This is a genomic window from Brevibacillus centrosporus, assembly GCF_003710815.1.
In the GTDB taxonomy this organism is placed as follows: Bacteria; Bacillota; Bacilli; order Brevibacillales; family Brevibacillaceae; genus Brevibacillus; species Brevibacillus centrosporus.
Map to the genome: position 1 here is coordinate 197,679 of NZ_RHHP01000015.1, position 26,171 is coordinate 223,849.

Genomic DNA, 26,171 nt, shown 5'->3' on the forward strand with positions numbered 1-26,171 from the left:
AAATTCCAGCCGCGAGAGTAATCAAGAACCCATTCATTCTTTTTTGTACACATTTTCTTCACATCCTCCCGCAATGGCTGTGGAAGGAGAAGTTCGCTTCTTGCTAGATAGATTATCGCATTGTACGATGGCAGTATCCCGGCAAATCCCTTTCGGACAGAGGTGAACCACGTGAAGTTTACGATTAATGAATTCCTTTCCGTTCCTATATATGTTCAATTGAAAGAACAGTTCAAAAAGTTGATCGATAACGGACTCTATCAGCCACATGAGCAGCTGCCCAGTGTGAGTGAACTGGCAGGATTTTTGCGAATAAACCAGAGTACGGTGCAAAAAGCCTATGCAGAGCTGGAGCAGGATGGTTATGTCCATATCCAGGCCGGCAAGGGAGTCTTTGTGCACGCGCAGCCTCCCCTTGCTGCGGTCGTCGAGGCAGTGTCGGAGCCGTTCGGGGATACTAGCATGGCAAAGGAGCTTTCTGTCCCGTCCAAGCCGGTGCTCCTGTTTGTGGAATGCAATGTTCCCCAGGCCCAGGAGTATGCTGTGGAATTGGAGAAAGCGACTGGCTATGTCGTCAAGCCTTGCCTCGTGCAGGATTTGGAGATACTCGGAGGAAGCATCCAGAGCGGCTATTACGATCTCATCGTAACGACGTTTCTCCACATTGAAGAAGTGCAGCCTATCATTGAACGACTAGGCGGTGCCTACCAACCAAAGGTGATCGCGTGCCTCATCGAGTCGAATCTGCAAAGCATCAGGAAGCTTCAGGAGTTGCCTGCCGGGAGCAAGGTAGGGATTGCAGGAACGACTTGGCAAGGCGCGGAAAATTTCCGTCAATCGATCGTCAACGCCGAATTGTCGCATGTGGAGTTGATCGTAGGCTCGCTCGAGTATCCGGCTTCCTTGGACGCCGTCATCGCTGCCAAACCTGACCTCATTGTCAGCACTAGCCTGGTAAGTCCTTATTTGCAGAGGCATTCGCGTTTTACGCAGCTGTTGATTGAAGACCGCTGCCTGAGTGCCCAGTCTGTACAGTACATCCAGCAATACGTGGAAGGGAAGCGGAAGCGTGCTACTACAGATCCTGCATCCAACATGTAGAACAAGTGCTCGGTTGCTAGATTGAAACGCCGTGCTAAGATGAGGATAGGCAAAACCTATTTGATGAAAGAGGTGTTCTGCTTGAAAGGATTCGGAAAATTTCGGGAAGTGATTCAAGACGAAACCCAGCTCAATGAGCTCTTTGGAGAACCAAGCCGCTTGGTACAAAACAAAACCATTCATCATATCGACGAGCACTGCCGCGATTACATTGCAAAAGCGCCGTTTCTCGTTCTATCTACGGCGAATGCAGAAGGAAATTGCGATGCTTCGCCACGCGGAGATGCTCCTGGCTTCGTCCACGTCTTGGACGATCGCCATCTGGTGATTCCAGAGCGACCGGGAAACAAGCGGATGGACTCGCTACGCAACATACTGGCGAATCCGCATGTCGGTCTGATCTTTATCATTCCGACGCTGCAAGAAACGCTGCGCATAAACGGACAGGCTTGCATTATTAGCGACCAAGAGATTTTGGAAAAAATGGAAGTCAACGGGAAAGTGCCAACCGTAGGGATCGGTGTACAAGTCGAGGAGTGCTATGTACACTGTGCGAAGGCCTTCATGCGCTCCGGTCTGTGGCAGCCTGAAAAGTGGCCGGAAAAAGAGACAGTCCCGAATATGGCGAAGGTACTGGCAGCTCATGTAAATCTTCCCGATGTAACCGTCAAAGATGTGTCTACGGGCTTGCAGGACAGCTACACCAACCGTTTGTATTGAGCGAGGAGGAGACTCGCAGCCGTCAGGAAGCAAACCGCTTCCGGCGGCTTTATTTCTTACTCGGAGTCCCAAAGCGAGACGTGGAAGTGAAACATCAGGTAAGAAGCAATGACAAACGAGAGCAGGTAAGCTGCTAGTGGCTTCTGATAATGAAGCCGCAAAACGGAGAACATGGTCAAGTTAAAAGCAGTAGACCACCACATGTTCCAGGAGTGGGCGTGCGAAATCGTGCCTAGATAAAGACCGATGATTTCCAGAAACACGTAAATGGCAACATACTTGACGATGTGCCATACTCGTTTCCCTGCTTCTTCAGGATAGTTGGATAAAAAAAGCAAAGCGGTAGCTGGAAAGGCGATTACCGTATAAAGAAGGCTGGCGATTTCTTCACTTACATACGAATTCCCGGTATATCTCCATAAATAATACGCGCCGTCATTTACGAGCACGTCGTACATGGCGCTGGAGAGGGCGATAAAAAGCATGGTGGTGTGATATTTTTGCCAATGCTTCCAGTCACCCCAGCGCCATGCGGCAAACACAGACCAGAGAATGAGGACTACATGCATGCGTTTCAGCTCCCACAAGCAGGTTTAGCAAGCTTTGCTACGTGTGCCATACCGAACGATTGCGTGTACTACAAGGATCCATACCAGCTGCAGGAGCACATAGAAAATGAATTCCCACGCATCGTCTATTTGTATGGTGGATGAAGCTAGCAGGAGAAAGTCGAAGGAAAGAAGGATGGCCATGAAACCGACTTTCCCAGGTACTTTCAGGAAAAATGAAAAAGCAGCAATCAGCGCAGTAGAGGCTTCAAGCAGTTCGCCTACCGCGATATGATCTCGGGTCGGATCTGAAAACCAGCCTACCTGCAGCTCGTGGACATCCATAAAATGACCTTGAATGAAATGAGAAGATCCGTAGAGGAAGAGGTAGGCAAAAAACGTGTACACAAACAAGAGCGGCTTGGTCACTTTGCCGTCGCGGACGCTCCACCAGAGCCATTGGGCGATCCAGAAAAAAAGGAGGATGCCGATTCCCGTGTAAATGGTTGTCCACCAATAATGCATATATGCTTGCAAAGACAAAAACAACCATTCAATTCCCATGAACAAAATGGATAGACAAAGAAGCCAAATAAAACGAAGCTTGAAGGCAGCAGCAGCTACTGCTACGGAAGGAACGATAAAATCATTTGAGGCAAAGGAGCCGAGCATGTTGTCGATCCAGGGATTGCCCATCACACCCGAATAGTATTGATAGGATGGCAGAAGGATCAGGATGACGTATTCGAGTGGATCGATCAAACCGGCCAAGCAAAAATGGAGGACGAGTAAGCGCAAATCTCTTGTTTTCCAGAGCGTATATCCTAGAATCAGCAGAGCAGCGACTACCAAGGAGCCATACCAGAAAAATTTCGGCATAAGATTTCACCCGCTGTGTAAATACTTCCATATTACAGTATTTCCTCTGATACAAGGAAATAACAGGAAATGTAAAAATTTTACATATGCCTCCACCCTTTTTTTGGTAGTCTACTTGTGATACACTTACTTATTGTACGTACATAATTAAAGGGTGACGGGAGGAGATCGGATGGCAACAAATATCTCGGATCATTCTGTACTGAACAACGGGGTGAAAATGCCCTGGCTGGGACTTGGCGTCTGGAAGGCAAAAGATGGGGAAGAAGTGACAGGTGCTGTCCGCTCTGCCATCGAATCTGGCTACCGCAGCATTGACACTGCAGCTGTCTATGGCAACGAGGTTGGTGTCGGCGAAGGAATCCGTCAAGCGGGGATCGATCGCGATCAGCTTTTCATCACCACGAAAGTATGGAATGCAGATCAAGGCTATGATTCCACACTGAAAGCATTTGATGAAAGTGTAAAGCGACTGGGAATCGAGACGCTGGATCTGTATCTGATTCACTGGCCAGTAAAAGGCAAGTATGTGGAGACGTGGAGAGCGCTGGAGAAATTGTACCGTGACGGCTATGTACGTGCAATTGGCGTCAGCAACTTCCATACACACCACCTGGAAGATCTGCGCCAAAACAGCGAGATCATCCCAGCAGTCAACCAAGTCGAGTTTCATCCGCTGCTCACACAAAAAGAGCTGCTCGCCTACTGCCAAGAAAACGGTATCCAAATGGAAGCGTGGAGTCCTTTGATGCAGGGGAATCTGGATCATCCGCTGCTTGTCGAGCTCGGGCAAAAATACGGCAAATCACCAGCGCAGATTATCATTCGATGGGATCTTGAGAAAAAGGTTGTGACGATTCCGAAATCGATCACACCAGCACGAATCGCGCAAAATGCAGATGTTTTTGATTTCTCCCTCAGCGCAGAGGACGTAGAGAAGATCAACGCCCTCAATGCAAACAAGCGATTCGGGGCAGACCCGGACAACTTTAACTTTTAATAAAGAAAAAGGGAAGCCGTTTTGTTGCGCGGCTACCCTTTTTTCGTACAGAACAGCTTCAGCGATAGCTGACAATTGTCCGGTACATCCCTTTATCCGACAGTTTGAGAAACAACGTGATGTCTGGGCGCAGATTGGCTTCGATAATCCATACCTTGCCGTTCGAATCGATCCCCATGTCAAAGCCGAATACGTTTTGCGAGGTATAATAGGTGAAGAGTCTGCTTGCAGCGAGCAGAGCGATCCGGCGCAAGCGTGCCATTACAGCATCGGAGGAAGCGCCGCGAATATTGGAAGAGCGAATCGCTGTACGCAAGGGAAGGACACGTCCACCGCTGCGTTTGATATTGGTGATGATATAGCCTCTGCCGGCAACCTTGGCGAGCATACCGGTGACGACCCATTGGGAGCCGGGACGCCGCTGTACCATGACACGCACATCAAAGGGGCGGCCGTTGATCCTGGCTAGTGAGATTCCACGCTGAACGAGGTAACGAGCGCCCATTTTCTTGCGTAAGTAATGATAGGTGTCCTTTTTACCGCGAATGGTTCGCTTTATTGCGCCCCGCTGTACGCGATAGGTGCTGCTGCTTTTGCTGGATATCATCATGACGCCTGCACCGCCGCTGCCAGAGGCGGGTTTGGCGATCACTTTTCGATACCGATCAAGAAACGCATACAGAGACCTTTTGGAAAAAGGCTTCGTGCGCGGCAGATTCCCTGCAAGAGCAGAGCTGGCGCGCAGGACGTAGTACTTGGTTAGCTTTGATTCACTTACGCCCATGTGAGGTCATTCCCCCAATCCTGAATTGAAACAAGCGGTGTACCATACTAATGTATGTCCCTTTTGTTTCATCGCTTGTGGGAGTGTCCTACTGGTAGAAAAATGGGAAGGGATGACAAAAACTCGTCATTTTCGCTCTTTACTATACACATTTTTTTCGTATACTGAAAAGTAGCATATTAGTTTCATCAGATGAAACGTACGGAACCAAGAAGGAAGCAGGTGTAATGAAAGATGGAAGAACAAAAAGCAAACGTGCGGGCGGTTGAGCGGGCTCTGGATATTTTGCTATGCTTCACAGATGCTACCGACCTAGGCTTGAGCGAGATCTCTAGTCGGCTCTCGTTGCATAAAAGCACGGTGCATCGTTTGCTAGCAACTTTGGAAAACAAAGGGTTTCTGATCCGTGACGTCGAGACGGAAAAATATCGGCTCGGCTTTCGAATTTGGGAGTTGTCTGCAAATCTTACCCATAATGACGATCCTGCTACGATGCTTCTGCCGGAGATGGAGCGGCTGCGCGATTTGGTAGAGGAAACAATCAGCTTGTATGTACGGGATGGTATGGAACGGATCCGCATTCAAGCTGTGCAGAGCAAGCAGCCGATCCGCAGGGTGGCTCCGATCGGGGCTCGAATGCCGCTGACGGTAGGAGCCTCCAGCAAAGTGCTCGTAGCCTATGCAGATGCGGCTGTTGCCAGAGAGCTTTTAGAGGATCCTGATTGGCCGGACTTTGTTAGCAGGGAATCGTATGTGGAGCAGCTCGAGCAGATCCGGCAGCAAGGCTTTGCGACAAGTGTGGAAGAAAGGGAGTTGGGGACGGCAGCTGTTGCAGCCCCGATCTTTAATCGAAATGGACAACTGGTGGCATCGATTGCCGCTTCAGGACCGTCAAACCGTCTGACGCAGGAGAAGATGAGTCAATATGCTCCATTCATCAAGGAAGCGGCCTATCGTATGGGAAAAATGATGAAATAGCTCCAAAGCCAACACAGCCCGATCGGTGGGACGTGTTGGCTTTTTTTCTACAGCTACATTCCTCGTCTGTGCTCGTTTTGCAAGACAGTCCAAAAGGATTTGACGCCTTCATCAGCAAGAAAACGGCTGCCCCGTTCTTTGACGTACTGGCTCATGGCTTCGTAATAGGAGGGATTGGTCAGCCGTTCGTAATGGAACGCGATGTCGTAGGCGTCCTCGACAAACAGAGGGTATTCGCTACCGAGCAAGGCCAGGTTGCCGACTGTCCGTGTGGTCAATACAGGAACACCGAGCCCCATATACTCCAGAATGCGGGATAAGTAAGAGTGTGAGGGGTTGCGGTCTTCGGTTTTGTCATAGAGGAGGGCAACTCCGATCCCACTCTTGACGATCATCTCTTTCGTTTTCCACATCGATTTTTGTCCGTGATCCGCGACACCGGGTCTGCGCAGCAATTTTTCAGCCTGCTTGCGGTATTTTCCGACGATAGAGGGGTAGAGTACCCGCAGCTTGGCGTCGGGAAAGTCTTTGCGTATGAGCCTGATGGCTTTGGTCGCTACAGGCAAGCCATAGCGCGGACGAATCACGCCAGCTTGGATCAGATCGAGTGGATCGGAAGGGGAGCGACGGAGATTGAGATCGGGCATGGGCTCGACAAACTGGGGAAGTACCTGGATTTTGCGGAGAAGCTCCTCGTGGGAATAGGAGCCTTTCTGCAATTGATAGAGACGGTAGCGCTCGGCATTTGGCTCGGTTTGAAAAAAGACGACGCGGGAATGGCGAAAGACGTAATCGAGTCTGCGCATGATATACGGGTCGTTGAGATTGTACTGGATGGCCAAAAACAAAAGCTTGGAGCCGAGCGACCTTTTCATTCTTAGCAGCTTCACTGCTTCATTGCGGCCGCGGATGAAAATGAAATCATAGGGCTTTTTCCGGTCGCGGGCAATGATTTCCTCATGAGGATCATTGGCTTGGAAAAAGCGGATATGCTGAAAGGTAAAGCCACCCATCCCAACTCGAAAGCGAAAGGGAAGGACACACTCGAACGTATAGAGCTGTCGCTCGGACTCGGACAGCTGGGACAGCTTGCGATCGAGCGCGCGCAGTAGGATGAAGAACTGCAGAACATTTCCCTTTGGCTTGAATTCGATGAGATTGCAATAAAAACAAATTCTCACGTGATTCTCTCCTTCACAGGGCTCTTCACTATGGTATTGGGATTAGAGGCGGATGGCTACCCGAAAGAAGAAAATCCAGAAAGAACAATCACTTACTCGAATAAAAAACTTTACTCAAGTTAATTTATTGATTATTATGTAGATATCGAAAGGGATATAGGAGATCATCATGAAACTATCGTTGCGTGAAAAGAAAAAGGCGAAGACCAAGCTCGCATTGCTGCATGCCAGTCTGAATCTGATCGGGGAGCGTTCCTTTCGGCAGGTGCCTGTAGAGGAAATCTGTCAGCAGGTGGACGTCTCCAAAGTAACTTTTTTCAAGTTTTTCCCGCAAAAAGAAGATGTGCTCATCTTTTTCATGAGTGTCTGGCAGGCGCAATGCTTTTTGGAGCTCGTCGATGCCGGTAAGCGGGGGTGGGAGGGAGTTCGTCATATTTACGGAAAAGTGGCAGAGGATGCTAGGGAACAACCCGGGATTATGCTGAGTCTAATCAGCTTTTTGTCTGAGCAAAAAATGCATCCGTGGGTGCCGAAGCTGACGGAAGCAGAGCTGTCACTGTTATTTCCAGAAAGAGATACCCATGGAGTTGAAGAGGTAACGCTCGATCAAATTTTCAAACGCTGTGTGAAAGAGATCAAGGAAGAGAAAGAGCTCGTGGATCAAGTAACGGCCGAAGAAGCAGTGGAGCTTCTGTTCTCGATCTTCTACGGCGCCTTTTTATCCGCGCATTTGTTTCGTTCCACCGATTATATGGCGTATTACGATATGCACCTCAAATTACTGAGGAGGTAGGTGCCCGATGGCAAAAGTAGTCCCTGGAAGATTTACGGCCCGTATAGAAGGCCCTTTTGTCGTGTTCATCATCGGCATGCGGGTAAACCGCTTATGGGCCTTTCATAAGTGGGTTCCTGTTGCGACAGCCATGGGTGGCATGCTTAAAGAGCTGTATGAGCACCCGGAGCTCGGCTTTTTGGGGAATTCATCCCATATGAATATGCGTGAAGTGACGCAGATTCAGTATTGGCGCTCCTATGAGCATCTCGAAAAGTATGCGAGAGGCAGCCACAATCATTTAACGGCATGGAAGAAGTTCAACCAGTCGATCGGGTCAGATGGGACGGTTGGGATCTTTCACGAGACGTACCTCGTGGAAGCGGGGAAATATGAGTGTCTTTATGGAAACATGCCTGTATGGGGTCTGGCAAAAGCAGGCGAGCATCTGCCAGCAGTCGGAATGCGGGAAACGGCCAGGCGACGTTTAGGAGGACAAAACGACCCCGCAGTTCCCACTCCTCCACAATAAGCTGAGAAAGCGGTACGTAGTTTCCCTGGCGCTGGAAGGATATTCTAGCTCGAAAGCGAATACATGAAATACCGGGAAAGAGCCGCGAATAGCGGTTCTTTCTCTATGTGCAGATCGCTCTGATACGTATGGGGAGAACTTTTGGGAAAGAAAAGCAGCAGAGAGAGAGAAGCGGCTTGGGAAGGGACTGGGGGGAGAAAGCTGAGAGTTGTACTGATCGATGATGAACGGTTGGCGATCCAGTATATGGAGAAAATACTGGATGGCATAGAAGGAATAGATCGTGGGAAGGTATCAAGATTCTGTCAAGGCACTTCACGATATACAAAGCCTGCGTCCTGATGTCGTGTTTCTGGATGTTGAAATGCCGGAGCGGGACGGGATAGAGACGGCAGAGGAGATTTCACTTCTTTTGCCTGATACCGATATTGTTTTCGTAACCGCGTATCAGGAATATGCAGTGAAAGCATTTGAACTGGATGCCCTGGATTACGTTTTGAAGCCGGTACAGCGTGAACGTTTACAGAAAACCTTGAAGCGGCTGCAAAAAGAAAAGGAATGGATGGCCGAGGAGAAACGGGAGAGCTCACCTCAGGCAAAAATTCACTGTTTCCAATCCTTGCAAATCGAGGTATCCGGGCTTCAGACCATCCGCTGGCGAACCGCAAAGGCGCAGGAGCTGTTTGCTTTTCTGATCCATCGCCGGGGAAAGCCCGTCCGAAAAGATTACCTGCTGGAGCTTTTTTGGACGGATATGGAATGGAAGAAAGGCTACTCGCTGCTGTATACAACGGTGTATCAAATCCGGAAGACACTGGAGCGGCTGGGCAACGGCTTGAAAATCACCAACCTTGAGGATGGATACTTGCTAGAGATGGGCGGAATCAGCCTCGATGTGGAAGAATGGGAGAGCCAGCTGCGAAGTCTGCCGCCGATCTCGGAGGACAGTCTGAGTAAGCATATGGAGCTGATTGAGCAGTACCGCGGAGATTACTTCGCGGAGTACGACTATTTATGGGCAGAAAGTGAGCGCCAGCTTCTGCTGGAAGACTGGTATGATCATGCGATGCAGGTGGGCCGCTACCTGGTGGGCGAAAGGGAGTATCCGAAAGCGATTGCCTTGTACCTGCGCTTGCTGCGGTTTTTGCCGCATTTGGAGGAGTTGCATTTCACACTCATGCAGCAGTACGATACGGTGGGAGACAGGGAGGCTGTTACCTTACAGTACAACCAGCTGAGAAATATGCTTAAGGAAGACTTTGATATGGACCCGCGCCCGGACGTAACGGAATGGCTTCAGAAGCGGAAGCACGTCTATCGGGGCGAAATCGAAGGGAATTAAGGCAAGTGGGAGGTGACTCGTATGAAATACTCCTTTGTCCGCGTTGCCGGATGTGGCTCTAAGCAAAGAGTTCCTCAAAATCTTTGTTTAGAGCCTACTCTATAACTGCAAGTCGGAACTCTTTGCTTCTCTATATACGAAAAACCGTGATATAGATGGGAGCAAAGTGAAATGAAATACGTCAATGCAAATAAAATGCTGCCGGCAGAGCTTCTGCGCAGCATTCAGGAATATACGCAAGGCAGCTATTTGTACATCCCCGTTCGCGAGGGACACAAGAAGCGGTGGGGGACGCGCACGGAATCCAAGCATCTGTTGCGCAAGCGCAATGAGTCGATCATCTCGGCGTATCGGTCAGGTGCTTCTGTGAAGGAACTCGCACTCCAGTATCACTTAACGGAGCCATTCTATCCGCTTCTTGCAATCCATGGAGACTGTGGAAGTGGATCAGAAGGTCACACATGGAGATAAGCTGCCCTGGTGCGGTGGAATAGAAGTCATTCATACCCCGGGACACATGCCAGGCCATCTGTCCCTGTATCTAGCTGGCACCAAAACGCTGATCACCGGTGATGCGGTAGTGATCAAGGATGGAAAGCTCGCTATCGCCAATCCGCAGTATTCCTTGGATCTGGATGCAGCCATTGGCTCGCTTCACCGCTTGCTGGATTATGACTTTGAGCAGATCGTCTGTTACCACGGAGGGCTGTTTTCGGGAAACGGGAGAGAAGCTCTGCATGAACTCATTCAAGCCTACAAGAAGAGGTGAGCAGTGGTGAATCAAAACAAATACGATGAGACCGAATTTTTTTCAGCCTATCAGCAAATGACGCGGTCCCAAAAAGGCTTGGAGGGGGGCAGGAGAATGGCATGTATTCAAGGCGCTGCTGCCCGAATTGCAGGATAAGCATGTACTTGATCTGGGATGTGGCTTTGGCTGGCACTGTCGTTATGCACGGGAAGCGGGGGCAAGCTCGGTAGTAGGAGTGGATCTCTCGGAGAAGATGCTGAAGAAAGCACGGGAGATGACCGAGGATGACCTCGCTGTTACCTATATCCGGATGCCAATTGAGGACATCGCTTTTCCTTCTGACCAGTTTGACGTCGTAATCAGTTCGCTTGCGATCCATTACGTGCAAGACTTCGGCGAGCTTTGCAGCAAAGTACATGCATGCCTCAAGCCTGGAGGTACTTTCCTGCTATCTGTCGAGCATCCGATCTTTACCGCCCGCGAAGAACAAGATTGGATCATAGACGACCAAGGCAAACGCCTGTATTGGCCAGTCGATCATTATCAAATGGAGGGGAGCCGCTGTACCTCCTTCCTGGCCGAGAATGTGATCAAGTACCACCGAACCGTCTCGACCTATATGAATGACTTGATCGGTAATGGATTCACGATCAAAGCCGTGCAAGAGCCAATGCCTTCTGCCGAAATGCTCGATGAAGTAGACGGGATGCGAGATGAGCTGCGCAGACCCATGTTCCTGATCATGAAGGCAGTAAAGGCTAATGCGCTGGATGACAGGCAGATATAAAAAAGGAGAGGTCATCCGAGAGCTTCGATACGGATGGCCTCTTTCGTTTTTCAGCAGGGCAGCCTAAAAGCCGGGCAGGTTGTCCAGATTGTTTTCCTTGATCCCGTCAGGCTCGCTGCGCAAAATATCCCGACCGTACTTGTGAAAGACGTCGACATGGGCGAGCTTTCCTGCTTTGGCTTCGGTCAAGGCAGTGATGTAATCCAGCTCTCTGCCCGAGTCTGTCTTAAAGGCGATGAGATCGCCGTCATCATTTTTGCGTACGGCAACGATCTGTTCTTTGCCATCGATGGTTTGGTTGTTCATACCGCCATTTTCTTCGATGGCTTGCTGTTCGCCATTTGCTTTGTACTGGGCATAAATTTGGGCAAAGTCTTTTTCATTAGTTGGGTTCATGTCAGATTCCTCCTCTATGGATAAGGGTGTCTAGGAATGGCAGCAGCCATGCGCGCAATTGGAAGTTTCAATATTGAAATAATAGGAGATAACGAGGATACTGGTAAGTACAAGTACAGAAAAAGAGTTTGTCTACAAACGAGGAGTGGAAGCATTGGAGGGAAAACGGGCTTGGTGGCTGTTGGTATTTTGCAATTTGTTCTGGGCAGGCAACTACATATTCGGCAAATTCGTCGTGACCGAAATGACGCCCTTGTGGCTGACTTTCGCGAGGTGGGTCCTGGCCCTTGTCGTTTTGATTCCGCTGGCGATTGTTTTGGAGAAACCGGATTGGAGACAGGTCGCAAAGGCATGGCTGCCCTTAACCTTGATGGGGCTGTTCGGGGTGATCGGATTTAATGTACTGCTGTATTCGTCGCTCGAGCATACTTCCGCGACAAATGCGGCTTTGGTAACGGCTTTAAATCCTGTGGTCATCGTGCTGTTTTCGGTGTTTTTCTTGCGTGAAAAAGTATCGCGCATCCAGGCCACCGGGTTTATCCTCTCGCTATTCGGGGTGCTCGTCATCTTGACGCAAGGGCATGTTTTGCGCGTCTTTCAAACGGACTACAATCAGGGAGACTTGCTCGTCCTGTGCTGTGTACTGGTATGGACCCTGTATTCCATCATAGGGAAGAAGGTAAAGGGGGTATCGCCGATTACGGCCACAGCAGCTTCAACCGCGTTAGCTGTTGTCATGATGCTTCCTTTTGCCATCGCAGAGGGGGTCGACTTTAGCGCATTGAGCCCGCTAGCTTTCACCGGTATTGCTTACATTGTTTTGTTTCCGTCCATTTGTTCCTTTGTGTTCTGGAACGTATCGGTACGAGCCGTAGGAGCGAGCCAGGCAGGCATCACCTTAAACCTGATCCCGGTCTTCACCGCGATGATCAGCGTGGCATTGGGGGAGCGGATCTCGCAGTCACAAGTGTGGGGAGGACTGCTCGTCTTTATCGGGGTTACGTTTGCTTCCGGTTTGATCGATCAGCGCTGGAAACGCAGACAGGCAAAATCGTCCGCCGAAGTGATGGATAGATAAACAGACAAGCAAAAAGGCAGCGCATCGTCGAAACGATGGCTGCCTTTTTTATGGGTGGGTGCTGTTACGAACTTATTTGATAACGATCTTATGCGTTAACTGGTTTGCCTTCATCCAGCAACTGACGCAGTACAGTTTGCAGGATACCACCGTTGCGATAGTAGTCTACGTCTACCATGGAGTCCAGACGAACCAGTACTTCGAATTCGAAGCTGCTGCCGTCATTACGGGAAGCCTGTACTTTTACGCGTTGGCCTGGTTGAACGTCATCGGACAGACCTACAATGCTGAAGGATTCTGTTCCGTCGATGTTCAGTGTTTTCCAGCTTTGGCCGTCTACGAATTGCAGAGGGAGTACGCCCATACCTACCAGGTTTGCACGGTGGATACGCTCGAAGCTCTCAGCAATAACCGCTTTGATGCCCAAGAGGAATGTACCTTTTGCTGCCCAGTCACGGGAAGAACCAGTACCGTACTCTTTACCAGCCAGTACAACGAGTGGAGTACCGTCTGCTTGATACTTCATGGAAGCATCGTAGATGGACATTACTTCGTCAGTTGGCAGGTATTTGGTTACGCCACCTTCAGTTCCAGGAGCCACTTGGTTGCGGATACGAATGTTCGCGAAAGTACCGCGCATCATTACGTCATGGCTACCACGGCGAGCACCGTAGGAGTTGAAGTCTTTGCGTTCTACGCCGTTCGCTTGCAGATAGAGACCTGCAGGGCTGGTTGGCGAGATGTTACCTGCTGGGGAGATGTGGTCAGTTGTCACAGAGTCACCGAACAGAGCGATGGTTTTCGCTGCTTTGATGTCTGCGATCGCTGCGATTTCGCCAGCCAGGTTTTTGAAGAATGGCGGTTCTTGGATGTACGTGGATTTTTCATCCCACTCGTACAGATCGCCAGTTGGAACGTCGATTTGGTTCCAAGCTTCGTTTTGTGTAAACACTTGACCGTACTCAGCACGGAACAGAGCAGGATTCATCGCTTTGTCCATAGCTGCTGCGATCTCTTGAGGAGATGGCCAGATGTCTTTCAGGAATACTGGCTCTCCGTCTTTGCCAGTACCGATTGGTTCGGTAGTCAGGTCGATATCCACAGTACCCGCCAGTGCGTATGCAATAACGAGTGGAGGCGAAGCGAGATAGTTCGCTTTTACCTGTGCATGGATACGTCCTTCGAAGTTACGGTTACCGGACAGAACAGCGGCTACAGTCAGATCTTCATCAGCGATTGCTTTGCTGGTTTCCTCTGGCAATGGACCGGAGTTACCAATGCAAGTGGTGCAGCCATAACCTACGACGTTGAAGCCGATAGCGTCGAGGGAATCGATCAGGCCAGCGTCTTTCAGGTATTGTGTAACAACACGGGAACCTGGAGCCAGGGAGCTCTTCACGTAAGCTGGTTTGGTCAGACCTTTTTCCACAGCTTTTTTCGCCAGGATACCTGCGCCGAGCATTACACTTGGGTTAGAAGTATTGGTACAGGAAGTGATCGCTGCGATTACTACCGCACCTGTTTTCAATGTAGCTTTCTCGCCATTTGCATAAACAACTGGTGCGGAAGCTGCAATTTTCTCATCGGAGAGACCAAAGCCGCCTTTGTCGATCGGCGTACGCAAGCTGCTGTTGAAGGATTCCTTCATAGCAGTCAACTCTACGCGGTCTTGTGGACGTTTTGGACCAGCGAGGCTCGGTACTACAGTGGACAGATCCAGTTCCAATGTTTCGGAGAATACTGGGTCGACAGTGTCGTCGGTACGGAAGAGACCTTGTGCTTTGGTGTAAGTTTCCACCAGAGAGATCAAATCTTCTTCGCGGCCTGTTTGACGCATATAGTTGAGCGTTTCGGAGTCTACTGGGAAGAAGCCCATCGTAGCGCCGTATTCAGGAGCCATGTTCGCTACAGTCGCACGGTCAGCCAGCGAGATGTTGGACAGGCCAGGTCCGTAGAACTCTACGAATTTCCCTACAACGCCTTTTTTACGCAGCATTTGGGTAACAGTCAGAGCCAGGTCAGTTGCAGTTGCACCAGCACTCAGGGTACCAGTCAGTTTGAAACCAACGACTTCTGGTGTTACGAAATACAGAGGTTGGCCGAGCATTCCTGCTTCTGCCTCGATACCGCCAACGCCCCAGCCAAGAACACCAAGACCGTTGATCATAGTGGTGTGGGAGTCAGTACCTACGAGAGAGTCAGGGAAAGCTACCAGTTCGCCATCTACTTCACGAGTAGCGATAACCGTTGCCAGGTACTCCAGGTTTACTTGGTGAACGATACCAGTTGCTGGAGGAACCGCACGGAAGTTGTCAAACGCAGTTTGTGCCCAACGCAGGAAGCGGTAGCGCTCTTGGTTGCGTTCGAATTCCAGCTTCATGTTGTTTTCCAGAGCAGATGCGTTACCGAAATCGTCAACCATGACGGAGTGGTCGATAACCAGGTCAACTGGAACCAACGGGTTGATTCGTTTTGGATCTCCACCAGCGCGCTTCATCGCGATACGCATAGCAGCCAAGTCTACAACGGCAGGAACACCGGTGAAGTCTTGCAGTACGATACGTGCAGGCATGAGTGGTACTTCTTGGTTTTCGTCGCGTCCTTTTGTCCAGGTCGCCAGTTGTTGTACGTGTTCTTTAGTGATAGCGCGGCCATCGAACTGACGTACAGCAGCCTCGAGCAGAACTTTAATGGAGAACGGCAGCTTGGAAACTTCTCCAACGCCTTGTTCTTCCAACCCTTGCAGGCGATAGTACGCGAAAGACTTGTCGCCTACTTGCAGGGAAGATTTTACTTTGTAAGCATCTTTGTTAGCCAATGTATACAACCTCCCTAAAGAATTCTTGGGGTTTCATCAGGTGAAACGCAGTTTCGTTTCCTTCATTACGAACCTATTATACTCGATTTATTTCTTGCCATCTACCCCAAATTCATCATTTATATACAAAAATCATGGGAGAAAAAATAGGCACCGATCTCAAATAGGGAACCTAGCCTATCGTATTATCCCGTTTATATTCCGTTTACATTCATCCATTAATGTTTCTTTTGCAAGGGAGTAGCGGCACCAGGTGATCCGTTGGGGGAAGGAGAGGGAAAGGTGGAAATCGAAAAACAAGCTCTTTTTCGTCAATCTGCCCTTTGGAGTCTCAGCGGTTTGCTTATTGGCAATTGGACACCGTGAAAATCGGATCAAACACAAGCTGATAATCGATTGGCCGGGAGCCATCACGCTTTGCGGATCGGTCATCGCAATCTTGCTAGCTTAGGTCCGATCCTTCCTCTTGCTCTGTTTCGCCATCGGCTTGTTTCGAGCGCAAGTGTGGTTTCCTTTTTCGTCAGCGCGGGCATGTTCGGCGCCATCCCATTCGTTCCATTCTTTTTGCACGAAGTACAAGGTGTCAGCTCAGCACTTGCAGGAGCCATGGTCATCCCGTACATGCTCTTCTATTTTGTGGGCAATGTGGTGAGCAGGCGCCTGATGAGCTGTTTTACTTACCGCCAAATGGTCTTGACCAGCCTGTTGATCATAGGAGTCGGCTTCGGTCTGCTGATGATCGACACGCAAACAACTTTACTGTCGGTTGCAACGTATATGATAGTATCAGGACTGGGAACGGGCCAGCTCATGCCGGTTTTGAAAACGGCTATGCAGAGCGCCGTAAGCGAGCAACACTCGGGTTCTTTCCCTTCCCTTTTCGGGTTTGTACGCTCAATGGGCAGTACCATCGGAGTTAGCTTGATGGGGCTCCTGATGTATGTTCAGCCTGACCACTTCCTTGGAATCGAGATCGAAGAAGTCTTTACACTCGGTCTTTTTTTGTCATCATGGCGTTGCTGGCGGGCCCTTTTTCTGGGGAAAGCGCAACTGGTTATTCGTCAGAACTAAAATCTTTACAGGCAAGGAGATCATTGCAATGAAAACTACTTTGAATCCAGCAGAAGGAACAAAGGCCAATTGGCGCTCGTTCTTTCATTTAATAAAAGAAACAAAGCCGTCTAAGTGGAAAGTCGGAATTGCCCTATTTTTGAGTGTCGCCACTACATTGGTGAGCCTGGTCATTCCTCTTTTCACGAAAGACCTCGTGGACAGCTTTACCCTTTCATCGATAAGTCCTGGCCAAATTGTTATTCTGGCGATTGCTTTTGTGGCACAAGCCATCGCTGGGGGAGTCTCGATCTATTTGCTCAATCATGTCGGCCAAAGCATCGTGGCATCCCTGCGTGAGCGTCTGTGGAAAAAGCTGCTGGTACTGCCTGTCTCCTATTACGATAACCATCGGACAGGAGACACGATCAGCCGGATGACCAACGATACGGGTGTTGTCAAAGGTTTGATTACGGAGCATTTGTCCAACTTCTTTACCGGTATCATTGCGATTGTCGGTTCGATCGCAACACTGCTGTACCTGGACTGGCAAATGACATTGGTGATGCTGATAGCAGTTCCGTTCGCCTTCTTTATTTTGATGCCACTGGGGCGGCAGATGTACAAGATCTCCAAAGGGCTGCAGGATGAGACAGCCAGCTTTACAACCGTCATGAATCAGGTGCTTTCCGAGGTTCGTCTGGTGAAGTCGTCGAATGCAGAGCCGCATGAGTACCAAAGTGGAAAAAAGGGGATCGACAATCTGTTCCGCTACGGGCTGAAATCGGACCGCTGATTTCCTTTGTCCTGATGGTGCTTCTGGTCGTCGTTATGGGCTATGGTGGAATGCGCGTAGCGACTGGGGCTTTGACGGCAGGGGAGCTGGTCGCCTTTATCTTGTATCTCGTCCAGATCGTGATGCCGATGGGGCAGTTCACCCAGTTTTTCACTCAGCTGCAAAAAGCGATAGGTGCGACCGAGCGAATTATCGAGACGCTGGACGCAAAAGAGGAAGACCATGTATCAGGGCGTGAGCTGAAAAGCGCCAATCAGCCTATCTATGTGGAAAACGTGGGCTTTGCCTACGATAGTGGCGAAACCATCTTGGAGAAAGTGAGCTTTACGATTGATCCAGGCAAAGTTACTGCGATTGTCGGACCGAGCGGCAGCGGGAAGACGACGATGTTTTCCCTGCTCGAGCGCTATTATCAACCGAATAGCGGGAGCATCCGATTGGGAGAGGAACAGATTCAAGGCTTTACCCTCGCTTCCTGGCGCAGCAAGATCGGGTATGTATCGCAGGAAAGTCCGCTCATCGCCGGGACGATCCGGGAAAACATCTGCTACGGGCTGGATAGAGAAATCAGTGACGACGAGCTGAGGCAAGCCGCTGCGATGGCGTATGCCGACCAGTTTATCGAGGAGCTTCCGGACGGCTACGAAACTCAGGTAGGAGAGCGCGGCGTCAAGCTCTCTGGGGGGCAAAGGCAGCGGATCGGGATCGCACGTGCCCTGCTCCGTGACCCGCAAATCCTCATGCTGGATGAAGCGACCTCCAGTTTGGACAGCAAATCGGAGCTGGTCGTACAGCAGGCGCTTACTAATTTAATGAAGGGACGCACGACACTGGTCATCGCCCACCGGCTATCAACCGTCGTCGATGCGGATCAGATCCTGTTTTTGGAAAAAGGAAAGATTACAGGCAGAGGGCGGCACGCCGAGCTGTATGAAACCCATGCGCTGTATCGGGAATTCGCCACGCAGCAGCTGCGCGTGAAAGAAAGGGTGTAAGTAGATGACCAGATTGATGGTGGTAGATGATGATCCGCATATCCGGGAGTTGGTCAGCGTCTTTTTGGAGCGGGAGGGCTTCGATATGATGCAGGCGGCAGATGGAAGGGAAGCTTTGTCCAAGCTGGAGGACACGCCAGCCGATCTGGTCATCCTCGATATTATGATGCCGAATATGGATGGCTGGGAGCTTTGCCGGGAGCTGAGGAGCCTTTACGACATTCCGTTGCTCATGCTGACCGCAAAGGGAGAAACAGCGCAAAAGATCAAAGGCTTCGAGCTGGGAACAGATGATTACCTCGTCAAACCGTTCGAGCCAGCCGAGCTCGTTGTTCGAGTCAAAGCGTTATTGAAGCGATACCGCATCGCGAGCTCCCATATTGTGCAGGTAGGTGGCTTGCAGTTGAACCGCCAGACCTATGAGGTGATGCAGGGCGACAAGCTTCTGACGATTCCCTTGAAAGAGTTTGAGCTATTGTTTATGCTAGCCAGCTATTCCGGCAAAACGCTCTCCAGAGAACAGCTGATCGAACAGATTTGGGGCTATGACTTTGAAGGAAACGAGCGAACGGTAGATGTGCATATCAATCGCCTGCGGGAGCGGTTTCCGACGGAGAGCTACGGCATTCTCATCCGGACGATTCGCGGACTCGGCTATCGTCTGGAGGTAAGTACATGAGTGGACCTGTGATAAAAAAGGACGTTGTTTTCAAGGTCGTAGCTTCGATCACCTTTCCGGTTATTCTCATCGCATGCTGGTCAGCGGGTTATGCCATCAGTCGTTCCCTTTTTCCAAAATGGTGGCCGCAGGCTTCTGATTTTACGATCGGCGTAACGAGCGGCATTCTCGGCTTTTTCCTTTTCCTGCTCGCGATGTTTCTGATCTCCAAGCTGTTTCCCCGGCGTCATCGGGAGCTGTTTCAAATGGTTATCGACGCCCTGCGCAGAATCGCCAAAGGGGATTTCAGCGTCAATCTCGATGTGAAAATAGATCATATGTGGGGAGAGCTGGTGGACGGGATCAATCATATGGCAGAGCAGCTAAACGAAATGGAGCAGCTACGCCAGGAATTTATCTCGAATGTGTCTCACGAAATACAGTCCCCTTTGACATCCATCAGAGGATTTGCCAGAGCCTTGCAAAATGAAAGGCTCACGTATGAGGAGCGGCAGCATTACCTGCAGATTATCGAGACGGAGAGCGCGCGTTTGTCCAAAATCAGTGAGAATTTGCTCAAGCTCACCTCCCTGGAGGGCAAGCATCATCCGGTCGAGCGGAAAAGGTACAGTCTGGATCAGCAGCTGCGCAGAATCATTCTGGCGTGTGAGCCGCAATGGCTGGAAAAGGAGCTGGAGCTGGACATTATCCTGGACAAGGTGGAAATCGTAGCGGATGAAGAGATGCTGAGCCAGGTATGGAATAATCTGATCAACAACAGCATCAAGTTTACTCCGAGTGGGGGCAAGCTGCAGATTCAGCTGCGGGAAGCGGGGGAAGAGGTGCTCGTGCGCGTGACGGATACGGGGATCGGTATCGCCAAAGAGGATCAGGGACGCGTGTTCGAGCGATTTTTCAAGGCGGACAAATCCCGCAATCGCACAAGTGGAGGAAGTGGATTGGGGCTGTCCATCGTGAAAAAAATTATCGACCTGCATCAAGGGACGATCACGGTCCAAAGCGAGCTGGGGGCGGGAACGACATTCATCGTGAGCTTGCCAGCAGTACCCGGAGCAAATTTATAGGATAGAAAAGGGCGGTCGCGACGTCAAGAAAAGACGTTTGCGATCGCCCTGTTTGAACGTATAGGAATTTATAAGCTTTAGGCTTATGAATTCCGGAGCGCATGAAAATTTTCCGCTAAAACGCGGTCGCTCTTCCTTGAGCTGGCCACAATAGAGGTTTTCTTATTGGCTCGGAGCTTTAGGCACCGATGTATTTGGCGTGAAGGGTTCGTGCCTGGGTAATGTCATCTGTGCTTTGCACCAGTACCCGTCCATCAGGGAAGACCACCAGCGTGTGCGGCTCTGCGTGGAAGCGCAGCAAAAACTTGTTGCGCTCCACTTGGCCAAGCGGTGCGAGTCTTACAGCCAGCGCGTCCAGATCAAGCGACATGCTGCTGGCAGGAGAGATTTGGACGGTGTCGCGTCCGCATAAGGATACGGCTTGTCCATCCTGCGTTTCCGGATGGAGGAAAGCGAAGTCGCGCTGCCCACAGCAAGGGCAGTCTGCCCGGCGGCCGTTTACAACCTTGATTTGCTGATGACGGTTTTGCCATATCTCGAAGTGCTCCAGATTTGGATTGAGCGCATCAGTCGCGCCGACCAGGATCTTGAAAGCTTCGGTCGCCTGATAAGAAGCGACGATGTGAATGATCGGACCGATGACGCCTGCCGTATCGCAGGTCGCCATTTCGCCAGGGTTCGGTGCTTCTGGAAACAGGCAGCGCAGACAAGGGGTCTCACCGGGACGAATCGCGGTAAAGGTACCTGTCGCACTAACAGCTCCGCCGTACACCCAAGGTATGCTGTGCTTTACACACACATCGTTTACGAGGTAGCGAACCTGAAAATTGTCCGTCGCATCAAGCACGAGATCGACATCTGCGAGCAGCTCCTCGGCATTGTAGGCAGTCAGATCGGCGACGACAGGCTCGATCGTCACTCCCGAGTTGATGCGTGTCAGCTTGGCGTGGGCAGCAATCGCTTTTGGCAAATGCTCAGCTGCATCGGATTCGTCGTACAGCATTTGACGCTGCAAATTGCTCGGCTCCACAAAGTCGCGGTCAATGAGCCGGACGAAGCCTACTCCGGCGCGAACCATGTGATTGGAAAGCACCGTGCCAAGTGCGCCCATCCCGACGATGGCGACGCGGCTTTGGCTGAGCTGATCCTGTCCGCTGCGCCCGATCGGAGCAAACAGGATCTGGCGGGAATAGCGTGTATCCACGTTCTTATTGTCCCCCTTCTTCGTACTTCGAGATCGGATCCCAGGGACCTTGCTGGTGCCCTTTCCACTCGCTGCCGTCTTCCCACATTTCCTTTTTCCAGATGGGAACAATTTGCTTCAGGCGCTCGATGGCATAGCGTCCAGCCTCAAAGGATTCGTTGCGATGCGCAGTGGCGACCGCTACGACAACGGCGATCTCCTCCACCTGCAGATTTCCGACGCGGTGCTGCATCGCGACTTGCGTGCCGGGCCAGCGTTCCTCGATTTCTGCTGCGACCTGCTTCATTTTTTTGACGGCCATCGGTGCGTATGCTTCATAGGAGAGGTACACGGTGCGCTGACCTTTCGTGAATTCACGAACTGTGCCAACAAAGGTAAGGATGGCGCCGGCATGCGGATTGCTGACGAGCTGCACGAGCTTGTCCGCAGAGAGTGGCTCTTCGGTAATCGCAAAGCGAGGGTCTTCTCCGCCGCTTACTGGAGGAAGCAGCGCAATTTCATCCTCTTGCAAAAGAACTCTGTCAGGTGCAGCGTATTCTTGGTTGACCGATACAAAGCAACTGACAAGCAGCGGCGCGAGTGCAGCATGCTGGGTGGCGACAGCATCCAGTAGATCGCGAACAGTAGCTTGATCAGGAAGGGTTATTTGGATTTCACGTTCGTTGGCTCGCTCGGCAAGGCCGGCAAACAGCAAGATCGTAACAGTCATCAAGGCGATTCCTCATTTCCCGTTAGTAAATAAAAGACTCTTTATGGCTTGACGATATCACAATACGGACAAGATGCCAATCTTCGGAGGGGTTCGGGAATATACTTGCCTGAATTTTCGGATGGGTAGATTTCGGAATGATTGAAAATAATTTCCAGCTTGCTATAGTGGTAAGAGAGGAGACACAATTAGGGAAGGGTTGGGGAAGAAATGTGTACGAGCTTTGTCAGCTACGGTGATCGCACGTTGATCGGGATGAATTTCGACATTTCCGATCGGGCTATCAAACTGGTTTATCAAAAGGACAGTCAGCTTCTCGTCATGCAGCAGGAGAAAGACGCGTTTTTTCCTGCATTGGGCATCAACAAGAGCGGGACTTTCATGAATTTGCACATGGTCGAAGAAAACGCGGCAGGGGCTTACCGTCGCGGAAAGAATTGCGTCCATATAATGAAGCTTTTTGACGATGTGCTAAGTGAGAAGCTCGCCCTAGAGGATGTACCTGCTTTCGCAAGCGACCATGCCATCGTGAATGTTCCAGGGCACAGCGTCCATAGCTTGATCGCAAACGGGCAAAGTCGTGCCTGCATCGTCGAGCCAGGGAGAAAGCCGCTTCAGCTCGATTCGGAGGATGTAAAATTCGTCGTGCAAACCAACTTCTCTTTAATGGATGCAAAGGACAGCGGGGGAGCAGCGGACGGCTCTTATGGAGTGGAGCGTTTTCATCTAGCGAACGAGCGGCTCGCGTCGGCACAAGGGAGAGTTGGGGTAGAAGACGGTTTCTCGGTCTTGCAGGAGACCGCACAGCTGCGAGGAGATTTCCCCACACAGCTATCCCTCATATGCGTTCCCGAAGAAGGGGTTGTCTATTTCGCCCTACAAGCCGACTTTGAGCGGATTTTTTCCTTTTCCTTTCACGATCAGCAAATACGAACTAAGCAAGGTTTTCAGACTAGCAGGAATAGCCCTGTCACCAGAAAAGGCGTTCTGCTCTCGGAGCTTTCCGGTTGGTAAAGATTTAGACCTTGTATCCCTTTACATAGTGATTGCTTTTATTCGGAAGCCAGAGTAAGGTAGAGGAGTAAGAGGTATTTTGAGCGAATGGGGCGAAAATCGGGAGAAGTTCTGATTTTCGCTTATTTTTGGAGGAAGAATATGAGCGATCAGCTGACTCATTTTAATGAGCAAAATCGTGCCCGCATGGTAGATGTTTCGGAAAAAAATATCACCAAACGGGAAGCGGTAGCGCAAAGCAAAATAACGATGAAGCCGGAAACATTGGCGCGTATCCGCGAGGGGCGTGTAGAAAAGGGGGATGTATTGGCTGTGGCTCAGGTGGCGGGCGTCATGGCAGCCAAAAAAACATGGGATATCATTCCGATGTGCCACCCGCTGCCGCTGACTGGGATCGATATTCGCTTCACGTTTACAGATGACCAGACCATCGAGATGGAAGCGTCTGTCAAAACGACCGGAAAAACCGGGGTGGAGATGGAAGCTTTGACCGCAGTAAGTGCGGCTGCCCTGACTGTGTACGACATGTGTAAGGCGATGGACAAGGGCATGGTCATCGGACCGACCAGCCTTCTTTTAAAAACAGGTGGCAAAAGTGGGGACTTCCGGCGGGGAGAGAACTAACAAATGAGACAGACTTGGAATTCCTATCCGAGCAGCATCCGTCTTCTGGCGGTAGCTGCCATCATTTTTTCTACAGGTATGGCTTGTATCTGGCCTCTGGTCACCATCTATATACACGATTATTTAGGAAAGCCGCTGACCGTAGCCGGCTTTTTGCTGATGCTGAACCAGGGGGCATTTTTGGTGGGGAGTCTGGCTGGCGGTATGCTCTTTGACCGCTGGGGGAAGATGAAGACGATCATCCTGTCCTCCATCGGGATCATCGTCATATCGGTCTGTCTCGGTTTCACGACTGATTTCACCATCTATACGATTCTTTTGCTTCTGAACGGATTGTTTTACGGAACCTTGTCCCCTGTGATGAATGCGCTGGCCGTTGTCATGTGGCCGCAGGGGGGGCGAAAAGCCATCAACATGATTTACGTTGCCCTCAATGCAGGCGTCGCAGCTGGTTCCGCCCTAGGAGGAGTTTTGGCAAGCGTGTCGTTTGCTTGGACCTTCTTCGGAAACGCTATCGCTCAAATCGTTGTTTTTGCCATGTTTGTCTTTATTTTACCTCGTCATTTGAAAGCGATCGCGGAGGGGCAGACAGGAGCAGCTGAGCAAGCAGCTACTTCTGCTGTAATGAAAGAGAGCGAACAGAAGGCGGAGATCTCCACCTCCCCGAAAAAAGTAGTGTGGGGCGCGTTGATCCTGTTATGCGCCGGGCTTTTGATCAGCTGGATCGTGTATGTGCAGTGGACGACGGTACTCTCTACCTACATGCAGTCACTGGGGATTACCTTGCGACAGTACAGCCTGCTGTGGACGCTTAACGGAGCTTTGATTTTGTTTGGACAGCCGCTTATCTCATGGGTTATCAGGCATTTTGCCAAGACGCTCAAGGCACAGATGCTGCTGGGAACCTACGTTTTCGCCTTGTCGATGCTGATTTTGTCCCAAACGACGGCGTATGCAGGCTTCTTCGTCGCCATGTTTGTCATGACGATTGGGGAAATGCTCGTTTGGCCGGCTGTTCCGACCGTGGCTGCCGAGTTTACACCGGAAGGGCAGGAGGGCTTCATCCAGGGGCTGGTATCGGGTACCGGCTCTGCTGGCCGGATGCTGGGACCGCTGCTCGGGGCTTTCATTTTCCAGACGTTTGAGGCACAGGGCTTGCTCTACATTATGGCCGGACTCTCACTGATGTCTGTCGCTTTCTTTGTTCTGCACAGCTCGTTTCAAAAACGCAGCAAGCGCAGCATGGTTGCGACAACCATAGAAAAATAAAGGAGGGCGCCTCGTGCGTCTTTCTTTTCGTTTGTTGGTAACAGGCATACTTCGATAGCGGGAGAATCAATAGCTTGTTAGAATACAGGCAGGAGCGCAAAGCGAGAGCCTAAATAACAGAAGGAAGGGATCCACTTGTCTCGGTCGTTATTTCTGGTACTCTCGATCCTCAGTCTCATCTGGGGTGGTTCGTTCTACTTTATGAAGATCCTGCTGCATGATTTCGGTCCCGCGACGATTGCTTTCCTGCGTTCTGCTCTCGGCCTGGTGACGATTATCTTGATCATGGTGTGTTTGAAAAAGCCAATCGGTTTCAAACAAATTGCCTGGGGGCCGATGATCATCATGGCCTTGGTCAATACGGCGATCCCGTGGTCGCTGATTGCCTTCAGTGAAACTCGTTTGACGAGCACGATGGCACCGGTGCTAAATGCGGCGACTCCAATATGGACCTTGGCGGTAGGCATCCTCTTTTTCAAGTTTGCATCCAATCGCATGCATTGGATCGGCATGCTCATCGCCTTTTGTGGCATTATTGTCTTGCTCGATGTCAATCCGGTTTCCTTGGTGTCCGTGGATGTGATCGGTTTTCTTTGCATGCTCGCGGCTACTTGCTGCTACGCATTTGGAGGACAGCTGTCGAAGCGTTTGCCCGGCAATCTATCGATGTACCAGATTACGTTCGGGACACTGCTCACCTCGATGATCGGAGCAGGTGGAGTCTCGCTGGCAACGGAGTCGCTACCTATCTCCGCGTTTAGCTCGGGGGGGACAGTCGCGGCCTTGCTGGGGCTTGGCGTGTTTGGCTCTGGCGTAGCGTATATCCTCTTTTACTACCTGGTGCAAAAAGGCGGTCCAGAAATTGCGTCACTCGTAACGTACCTCGTGCCGATCACAGCGTTTATCTGGGGCTATTCACTGCTAGGTGAACAGATTACGTGGAATCTGCTTGTCGGGATGCTCTTCATTGTCGGCGGGGTGTTTTTGACGGGCAGGAAGGTGAAGCCGAAAACGAAAATGACCGTGGAAGTTTAGTGGGGAAGCAGGCTACAGGGAAGAGGTAGCCTGCTTTTTTGTTAACCATTTTTGGTGTCGAAACT

25 protein-coding genes and 2 pseudogenes are annotated in these 26,171 nt (G+C 50.7%); 19 read left to right on the plus strand and 8 right to left on the minus strand.

The window, feature by feature from the left end; all coding sequences use genetic code 11:
• Positions 1-171 precede the first annotated feature (171 nt).
• Together EDM55_RS14975 and EDM55_RS14980 are read left to right on the plus strand one after the other, a co-directional pair.
• On the plus strand, positions 172-1,101 hold the full coding sequence (locus EDM55_RS14975) for a GntR family transcriptional regulator (protein ID WP_122960709.1): 930 nt from the start codon (positions 172-174) through the stop codon (positions 1,099-1,101).
• An 81-nt stretch (positions 1,102-1,182) separates the two neighbouring features.
• Positions 1,183-1,821, plus strand: a complete 639-nt coding sequence (locus EDM55_RS14980; protein ID WP_092268716.1) for a pyridoxamine 5'-phosphate oxidase family protein — start codon at positions 1,183-1,185, stop codon at positions 1,819-1,821.
• Between the two features lie 56 nt (positions 1,822-1,877).
• On the opposite strand, the gene EDM55_RS14985 is transcribed toward EDM55_RS14980, so the two are convergent.
• Positions 1,878-2,390, minus strand: a complete 513-nt coding sequence (locus EDM55_RS14985; protein ID WP_092268718.1) for a CBO0543 family protein — start codon at positions 2,388-2,390, stop codon at positions 1,878-1,880.
• A gap of 24 nt (positions 2,391-2,414) precedes the next feature.
• The gene (locus EDM55_RS14990; RefSeq protein ID WP_092268721.1) at positions 2,415-3,248 is read right to left on the minus strand and encodes a hypothetical protein; all 834 of its coding nucleotides are present in this window, start codon (positions 3,246-3,248) and stop codon (positions 2,415-2,417) included.
• Positions 3,249-3,420: 172 nt separating this feature from the next.
• Here EDM55_RS14990 and EDM55_RS14995 point away from each other — a divergent pair, with 172 nt between their 5' ends.
• The gene (locus EDM55_RS14995) at positions 3,421-4,248 is read left to right on the plus strand and encodes an aldo/keto reductase (RefSeq protein WP_092268723.1); all 828 of its coding nucleotides are present in this window, start codon (positions 3,421-3,423) and stop codon (positions 4,246-4,248) included.
• Between the two features lie 58 nt (positions 4,249-4,306).
• Here the strand turns inward: EDM55_RS14995 and EDM55_RS15000 are convergent, their stop codons facing one another.
• On the minus strand, positions 4,307-5,032 hold the full coding sequence (locus tag EDM55_RS15000) for a YheC/YheD family protein (protein WP_122960648.1): 726 nt from the start codon (positions 5,030-5,032) through the stop codon (positions 4,307-4,309).
• 234 nt (positions 5,033-5,266) lie between these two features.
• Between EDM55_RS15000 and EDM55_RS15005 the strand changes: the two genes are divergently transcribed.
• Positions 5,267-6,010, plus strand: a complete 744-nt coding sequence (locus EDM55_RS15005) for an IclR family transcriptional regulator (protein WP_092268727.1) — start codon at positions 5,267-5,269, stop codon at positions 6,008-6,010.
• Between the two features lie 53 nt (positions 6,011-6,063).
• Here EDM55_RS15005 and EDM55_RS15010 read toward each other — a convergent pair whose 3' ends face one another.
• Positions 6,064-7,191, minus strand: a complete 1,128-nt coding sequence (locus tag EDM55_RS15010; RefSeq protein WP_092268729.1) for a glycosyltransferase family protein — start codon at positions 7,189-7,191, stop codon at positions 6,064-6,066.
• 169 nt (positions 7,192-7,360) lie between these two features.
• Between EDM55_RS15010 and EDM55_RS15015 the strand changes: the two genes are divergently transcribed.
• The 6 genes and pseudogenes from EDM55_RS15015 to EDM55_RS15040 all read left to right on the plus strand — a co-directional run bounded on the left by EDM55_RS15015 (position 7,361) and on the right by EDM55_RS15040 (position 11,375).
• Positions 7,361-7,984 (plus strand): TetR/AcrR family transcriptional regulator, encoded by a 624-nt coding sequence (locus EDM55_RS15015; protein WP_246070987.1) that lies wholly within the window; start codon positions 7,361-7,363, stop codon positions 7,982-7,984.
• A gap of 7 nt (positions 7,985-7,991) precedes the next feature.
• Positions 7,992-8,495, plus strand: coding sequence for a DUF4188 domain-containing protein (locus EDM55_RS15020; protein WP_092268733.1), 504 nt, complete (start codon positions 7,992-7,994; stop codon positions 8,493-8,495).
• 283 nt (positions 8,496-8,778) lie between these two features.
• The gene (locus EDM55_RS15025) at positions 8,779-9,837 is read left to right on the plus strand and encodes a response regulator (protein WP_246070986.1); all 1,059 of its coding nucleotides are present in this window, start codon (positions 8,779-8,781) and stop codon (positions 9,835-9,837) included.
• Between the two features lie 171 nt (positions 9,838-10,008).
• On the plus strand, positions 10,009-10,308 hold the full coding sequence (locus tag EDM55_RS15030) for a CD3324 family protein (protein WP_246070985.1): 300 nt from the start codon (positions 10,009-10,011) through the stop codon (positions 10,306-10,308).
• Positions 10,280-10,606: an MBL fold metallo-hydrolase gene (locus EDM55_RS15035; RefSeq protein ID WP_373863323.1), complete on the plus strand. Its 327-nt coding sequence runs from the start codon at positions 10,280-10,282 to the stop codon at positions 10,604-10,606. The genes EDM55_RS15030 and EDM55_RS15035 overlap by 29 nt, the downstream gene beginning before the upstream one ends.
• Before the next feature lie 6 nt (positions 10,607-10,612).
• A pseudogene (locus EDM55_RS15040) lies at positions 10,613-11,375 on the plus strand (class I SAM-dependent methyltransferase).
• Between the two features lie 63 nt (positions 11,376-11,438).
• On the opposite strand, the gene EDM55_RS15045 reads toward EDM55_RS15040, so the two are convergent.
• Entirely contained in the window at positions 11,439-11,771 is a 333-nt protein-coding gene (locus EDM55_RS15045; RefSeq protein WP_092268741.1) for a DUF3892 domain-containing protein, read from the minus strand.
• Between the two features lie 154 nt (positions 11,772-11,925).
• Between EDM55_RS15045 and EDM55_RS15050 the strand changes: the two genes are divergently transcribed.
• Positions 11,926-12,849, plus strand: coding sequence for a DMT family transporter (locus tag EDM55_RS15050; protein ID WP_122960650.1), 924 nt, complete (start codon positions 11,926-11,928; stop codon positions 12,847-12,849).
• A gap of 88 nt (positions 12,850-12,937) precedes the next feature.
• On the opposite strand, the gene acnA is transcribed toward EDM55_RS15050, so the two are convergent.
• Positions 12,938-15,667 carry an aconitate hydratase AcnA gene (gene acnA / locus EDM55_RS15055; RefSeq protein WP_122960651.1) on the minus strand — a complete coding sequence of 910 codons (2,730 nt, stop codon included), beginning with the start codon at positions 15,665-15,667 and terminating at the stop codon, positions 12,938-12,940.
• A 417-nt stretch (positions 15,668-16,084) separates the two neighbouring features.
• On the opposite strand from acnA, the gene EDM55_RS15060 reads away from it, so the two are divergent.
• From EDM55_RS15060 to EDM55_RS15075, 4 genes and pseudogenes are all read left to right on the plus strand, one after another.
• Positions 16,085-16,738, plus strand: coding sequence for an MFS transporter (locus tag EDM55_RS15060; RefSeq protein ID WP_170184408.1), 654 nt, complete (start codon positions 16,085-16,087; stop codon positions 16,736-16,738).
• Positions 16,739-16,766: 28 nt separating this feature from the next.
• Positions 16,767-18,508 (plus strand): annotated as a pseudogene (locus tag EDM55_RS15065) (ABC transporter ATP-binding protein).
• A 4-nt stretch (positions 18,509-18,512) separates the two neighbouring features.
• Positions 18,513-19,187: a response regulator transcription factor gene (locus EDM55_RS15070; protein ID WP_092268749.1), complete on the plus strand. Its 675-nt coding sequence runs from the start codon at positions 18,513-18,515 to the stop codon at positions 19,185-19,187.
• Positions 19,184-20,251: a sensor histidine kinase gene (locus EDM55_RS15075; protein WP_122960653.1), complete on the plus strand. Its 1,068-nt coding sequence runs from the start codon at positions 19,184-19,186 to the stop codon at positions 20,249-20,251. The genes EDM55_RS15070 and EDM55_RS15075 overlap by 4 nt, the downstream gene beginning before the upstream one ends.
• A 178-nt stretch (positions 20,252-20,429) precedes the next feature.
• On the opposite strand, the gene EDM55_RS15080 is transcribed toward EDM55_RS15075, so the two are convergent.
• Both EDM55_RS15080 and EDM55_RS15085 read right to left on the minus strand, forming a co-directional pair.
• Entirely contained in the window at positions 20,430-21,455 is a 1,026-nt protein-coding gene (locus EDM55_RS15080; RefSeq protein ID WP_122960654.1) for a ThiF family adenylyltransferase, read from the minus strand.
• Between the two features lie 4 nt (positions 21,456-21,459).
• Entirely contained in the window at positions 21,460-22,164 is a 705-nt protein-coding gene (locus EDM55_RS15085; RefSeq protein WP_122960655.1) for a molybdenum cofactor biosynthesis protein, read from the minus strand.
• Positions 22,165-22,374: 210 nt separating this feature from the next.
• Between EDM55_RS15085 and EDM55_RS15090 the strand changes: the two genes are divergently transcribed.
• The 4 genes from EDM55_RS15090 (at position 22,375) to EDM55_RS15105 (ending at position 26,106) form a co-directional block, all read left to right on the plus strand.
• Positions 22,375-23,178, plus strand: a complete 804-nt coding sequence (locus tag EDM55_RS15090; RefSeq protein ID WP_122960656.1) for a hypothetical protein — start codon at positions 22,375-22,377, stop codon at positions 23,176-23,178.
• A 141-nt stretch (positions 23,179-23,319) separates the two neighbouring features.
• Positions 23,320-23,802 carry a cyclic pyranopterin monophosphate synthase MoaC gene (moaC, locus tag EDM55_RS15095; protein ID WP_092268950.1) on the plus strand — a complete coding sequence of 161 codons (483 nt, stop codon included), beginning with the start codon at positions 23,320-23,322 and terminating at the stop codon, positions 23,800-23,802.
• 3 nt (positions 23,803-23,805) lie between these two features.
• Positions 23,806-25,071 (plus strand): MFS transporter, encoded by a 1,266-nt coding sequence (locus tag EDM55_RS15100; protein ID WP_122960657.1) that lies wholly within the window; start codon positions 23,806-23,808, stop codon positions 25,069-25,071.
• A gap of 135 nt (positions 25,072-25,206) precedes the next feature.
• Positions 25,207-26,106 carry a DMT family transporter gene (locus EDM55_RS15105; RefSeq protein WP_122960658.1) on the plus strand — a complete coding sequence of 300 codons (900 nt, stop codon included), beginning with the start codon at positions 25,207-25,209 and terminating at the stop codon, positions 26,104-26,106.
• Positions 26,107-26,171 lie beyond the last annotated feature (65 nt).

Coding starts and splice junctions, on each gene's coding strand:
- EDM55_RS14985 (WP_092268718.1), bottom strand. CDS start 2,390: ATGCATGTAGTCCTCATTCTCTGGTCTGTGTTTGCCGCATGGCGCTGG.
- EDM55_RS14990 (WP_092268721.1), bottom strand. CDS start 3,248: ATGCCGAAATTTTTCTGGTATGGCTCCTTGGTAGTCGCTGCTCTGCTG.
- EDM55_RS14995 (WP_092268723.1), top strand. CDS start 3,421: ATGGCAACAAATATCTCGGATCATTCTGTACTGAACAACGGGGTGAAA.
- EDM55_RS15000 (WP_122960648.1), bottom strand. CDS start 5,032: ATGGGCGTAAGTGAATCAAAGCTAACCAAGTACTACGTCCTGCGCGCC.
- EDM55_RS15005 (WP_092268727.1), top strand. CDS start 5,267: ATGGAAGAACAAAAAGCAAACGTGCGGGCGGTTGAGCGGGCTCTGGAT.
- EDM55_RS15015 (WP_246070987.1), top strand. CDS start 7,361: ATGAAACTATCGTTGCGTGAAAAGAAAAAGGCGAAGACCAAGCTCGCA.
- EDM55_RS15020 (WP_092268733.1), top strand. CDS start 7,992: ATGGCAAAAGTAGTCCCTGGAAGATTTACGGCCCGTATAGAAGGCCCT.
- EDM55_RS15030 (WP_246070985.1), top strand. CDS start 10,009: ATGAAATACGTCAATGCAAATAAAATGCTGCCGGCAGAGCTTCTGCGC.
- EDM55_RS15045 (WP_092268741.1), bottom strand. CDS start 11,771: ATGAACCCAACTAATGAAAAAGACTTTGCCCAAATTTATGCCCAGTAC.
- EDM55_RS15070 (WP_092268749.1), top strand. CDS start 18,513: ATGACCAGATTGATGGTGGTAGATGATGATCCGCATATCCGGGAGTTG.
- EDM55_RS15075 (WP_122960653.1), top strand. CDS start 19,184: ATGAGTGGACCTGTGATAAAAAAGGACGTTGTTTTCAAGGTCGTAGCT.
- EDM55_RS15085 (WP_122960655.1), bottom strand. CDS start 22,164: ATGACTGTTACGATCTTGCTGTTTGCCGGCCTTGCCGAGCGAGCCAAC.
- EDM55_RS15090 (WP_122960656.1), top strand. CDS start 22,375: ATGTGTACGAGCTTTGTCAGCTACGGTGATCGCACGTTGATCGGGATG.
- moaC (WP_092268950.1), top strand. CDS start 23,320: ATGAGCGATCAGCTGACTCATTTTAATGAGCAAAATCGTGCCCGCATG.
- EDM55_RS15100 (WP_122960657.1), top strand. CDS start 23,806: ATGAGACAGACTTGGAATTCCTATCCGAGCAGCATCCGTCTTCTGGCG.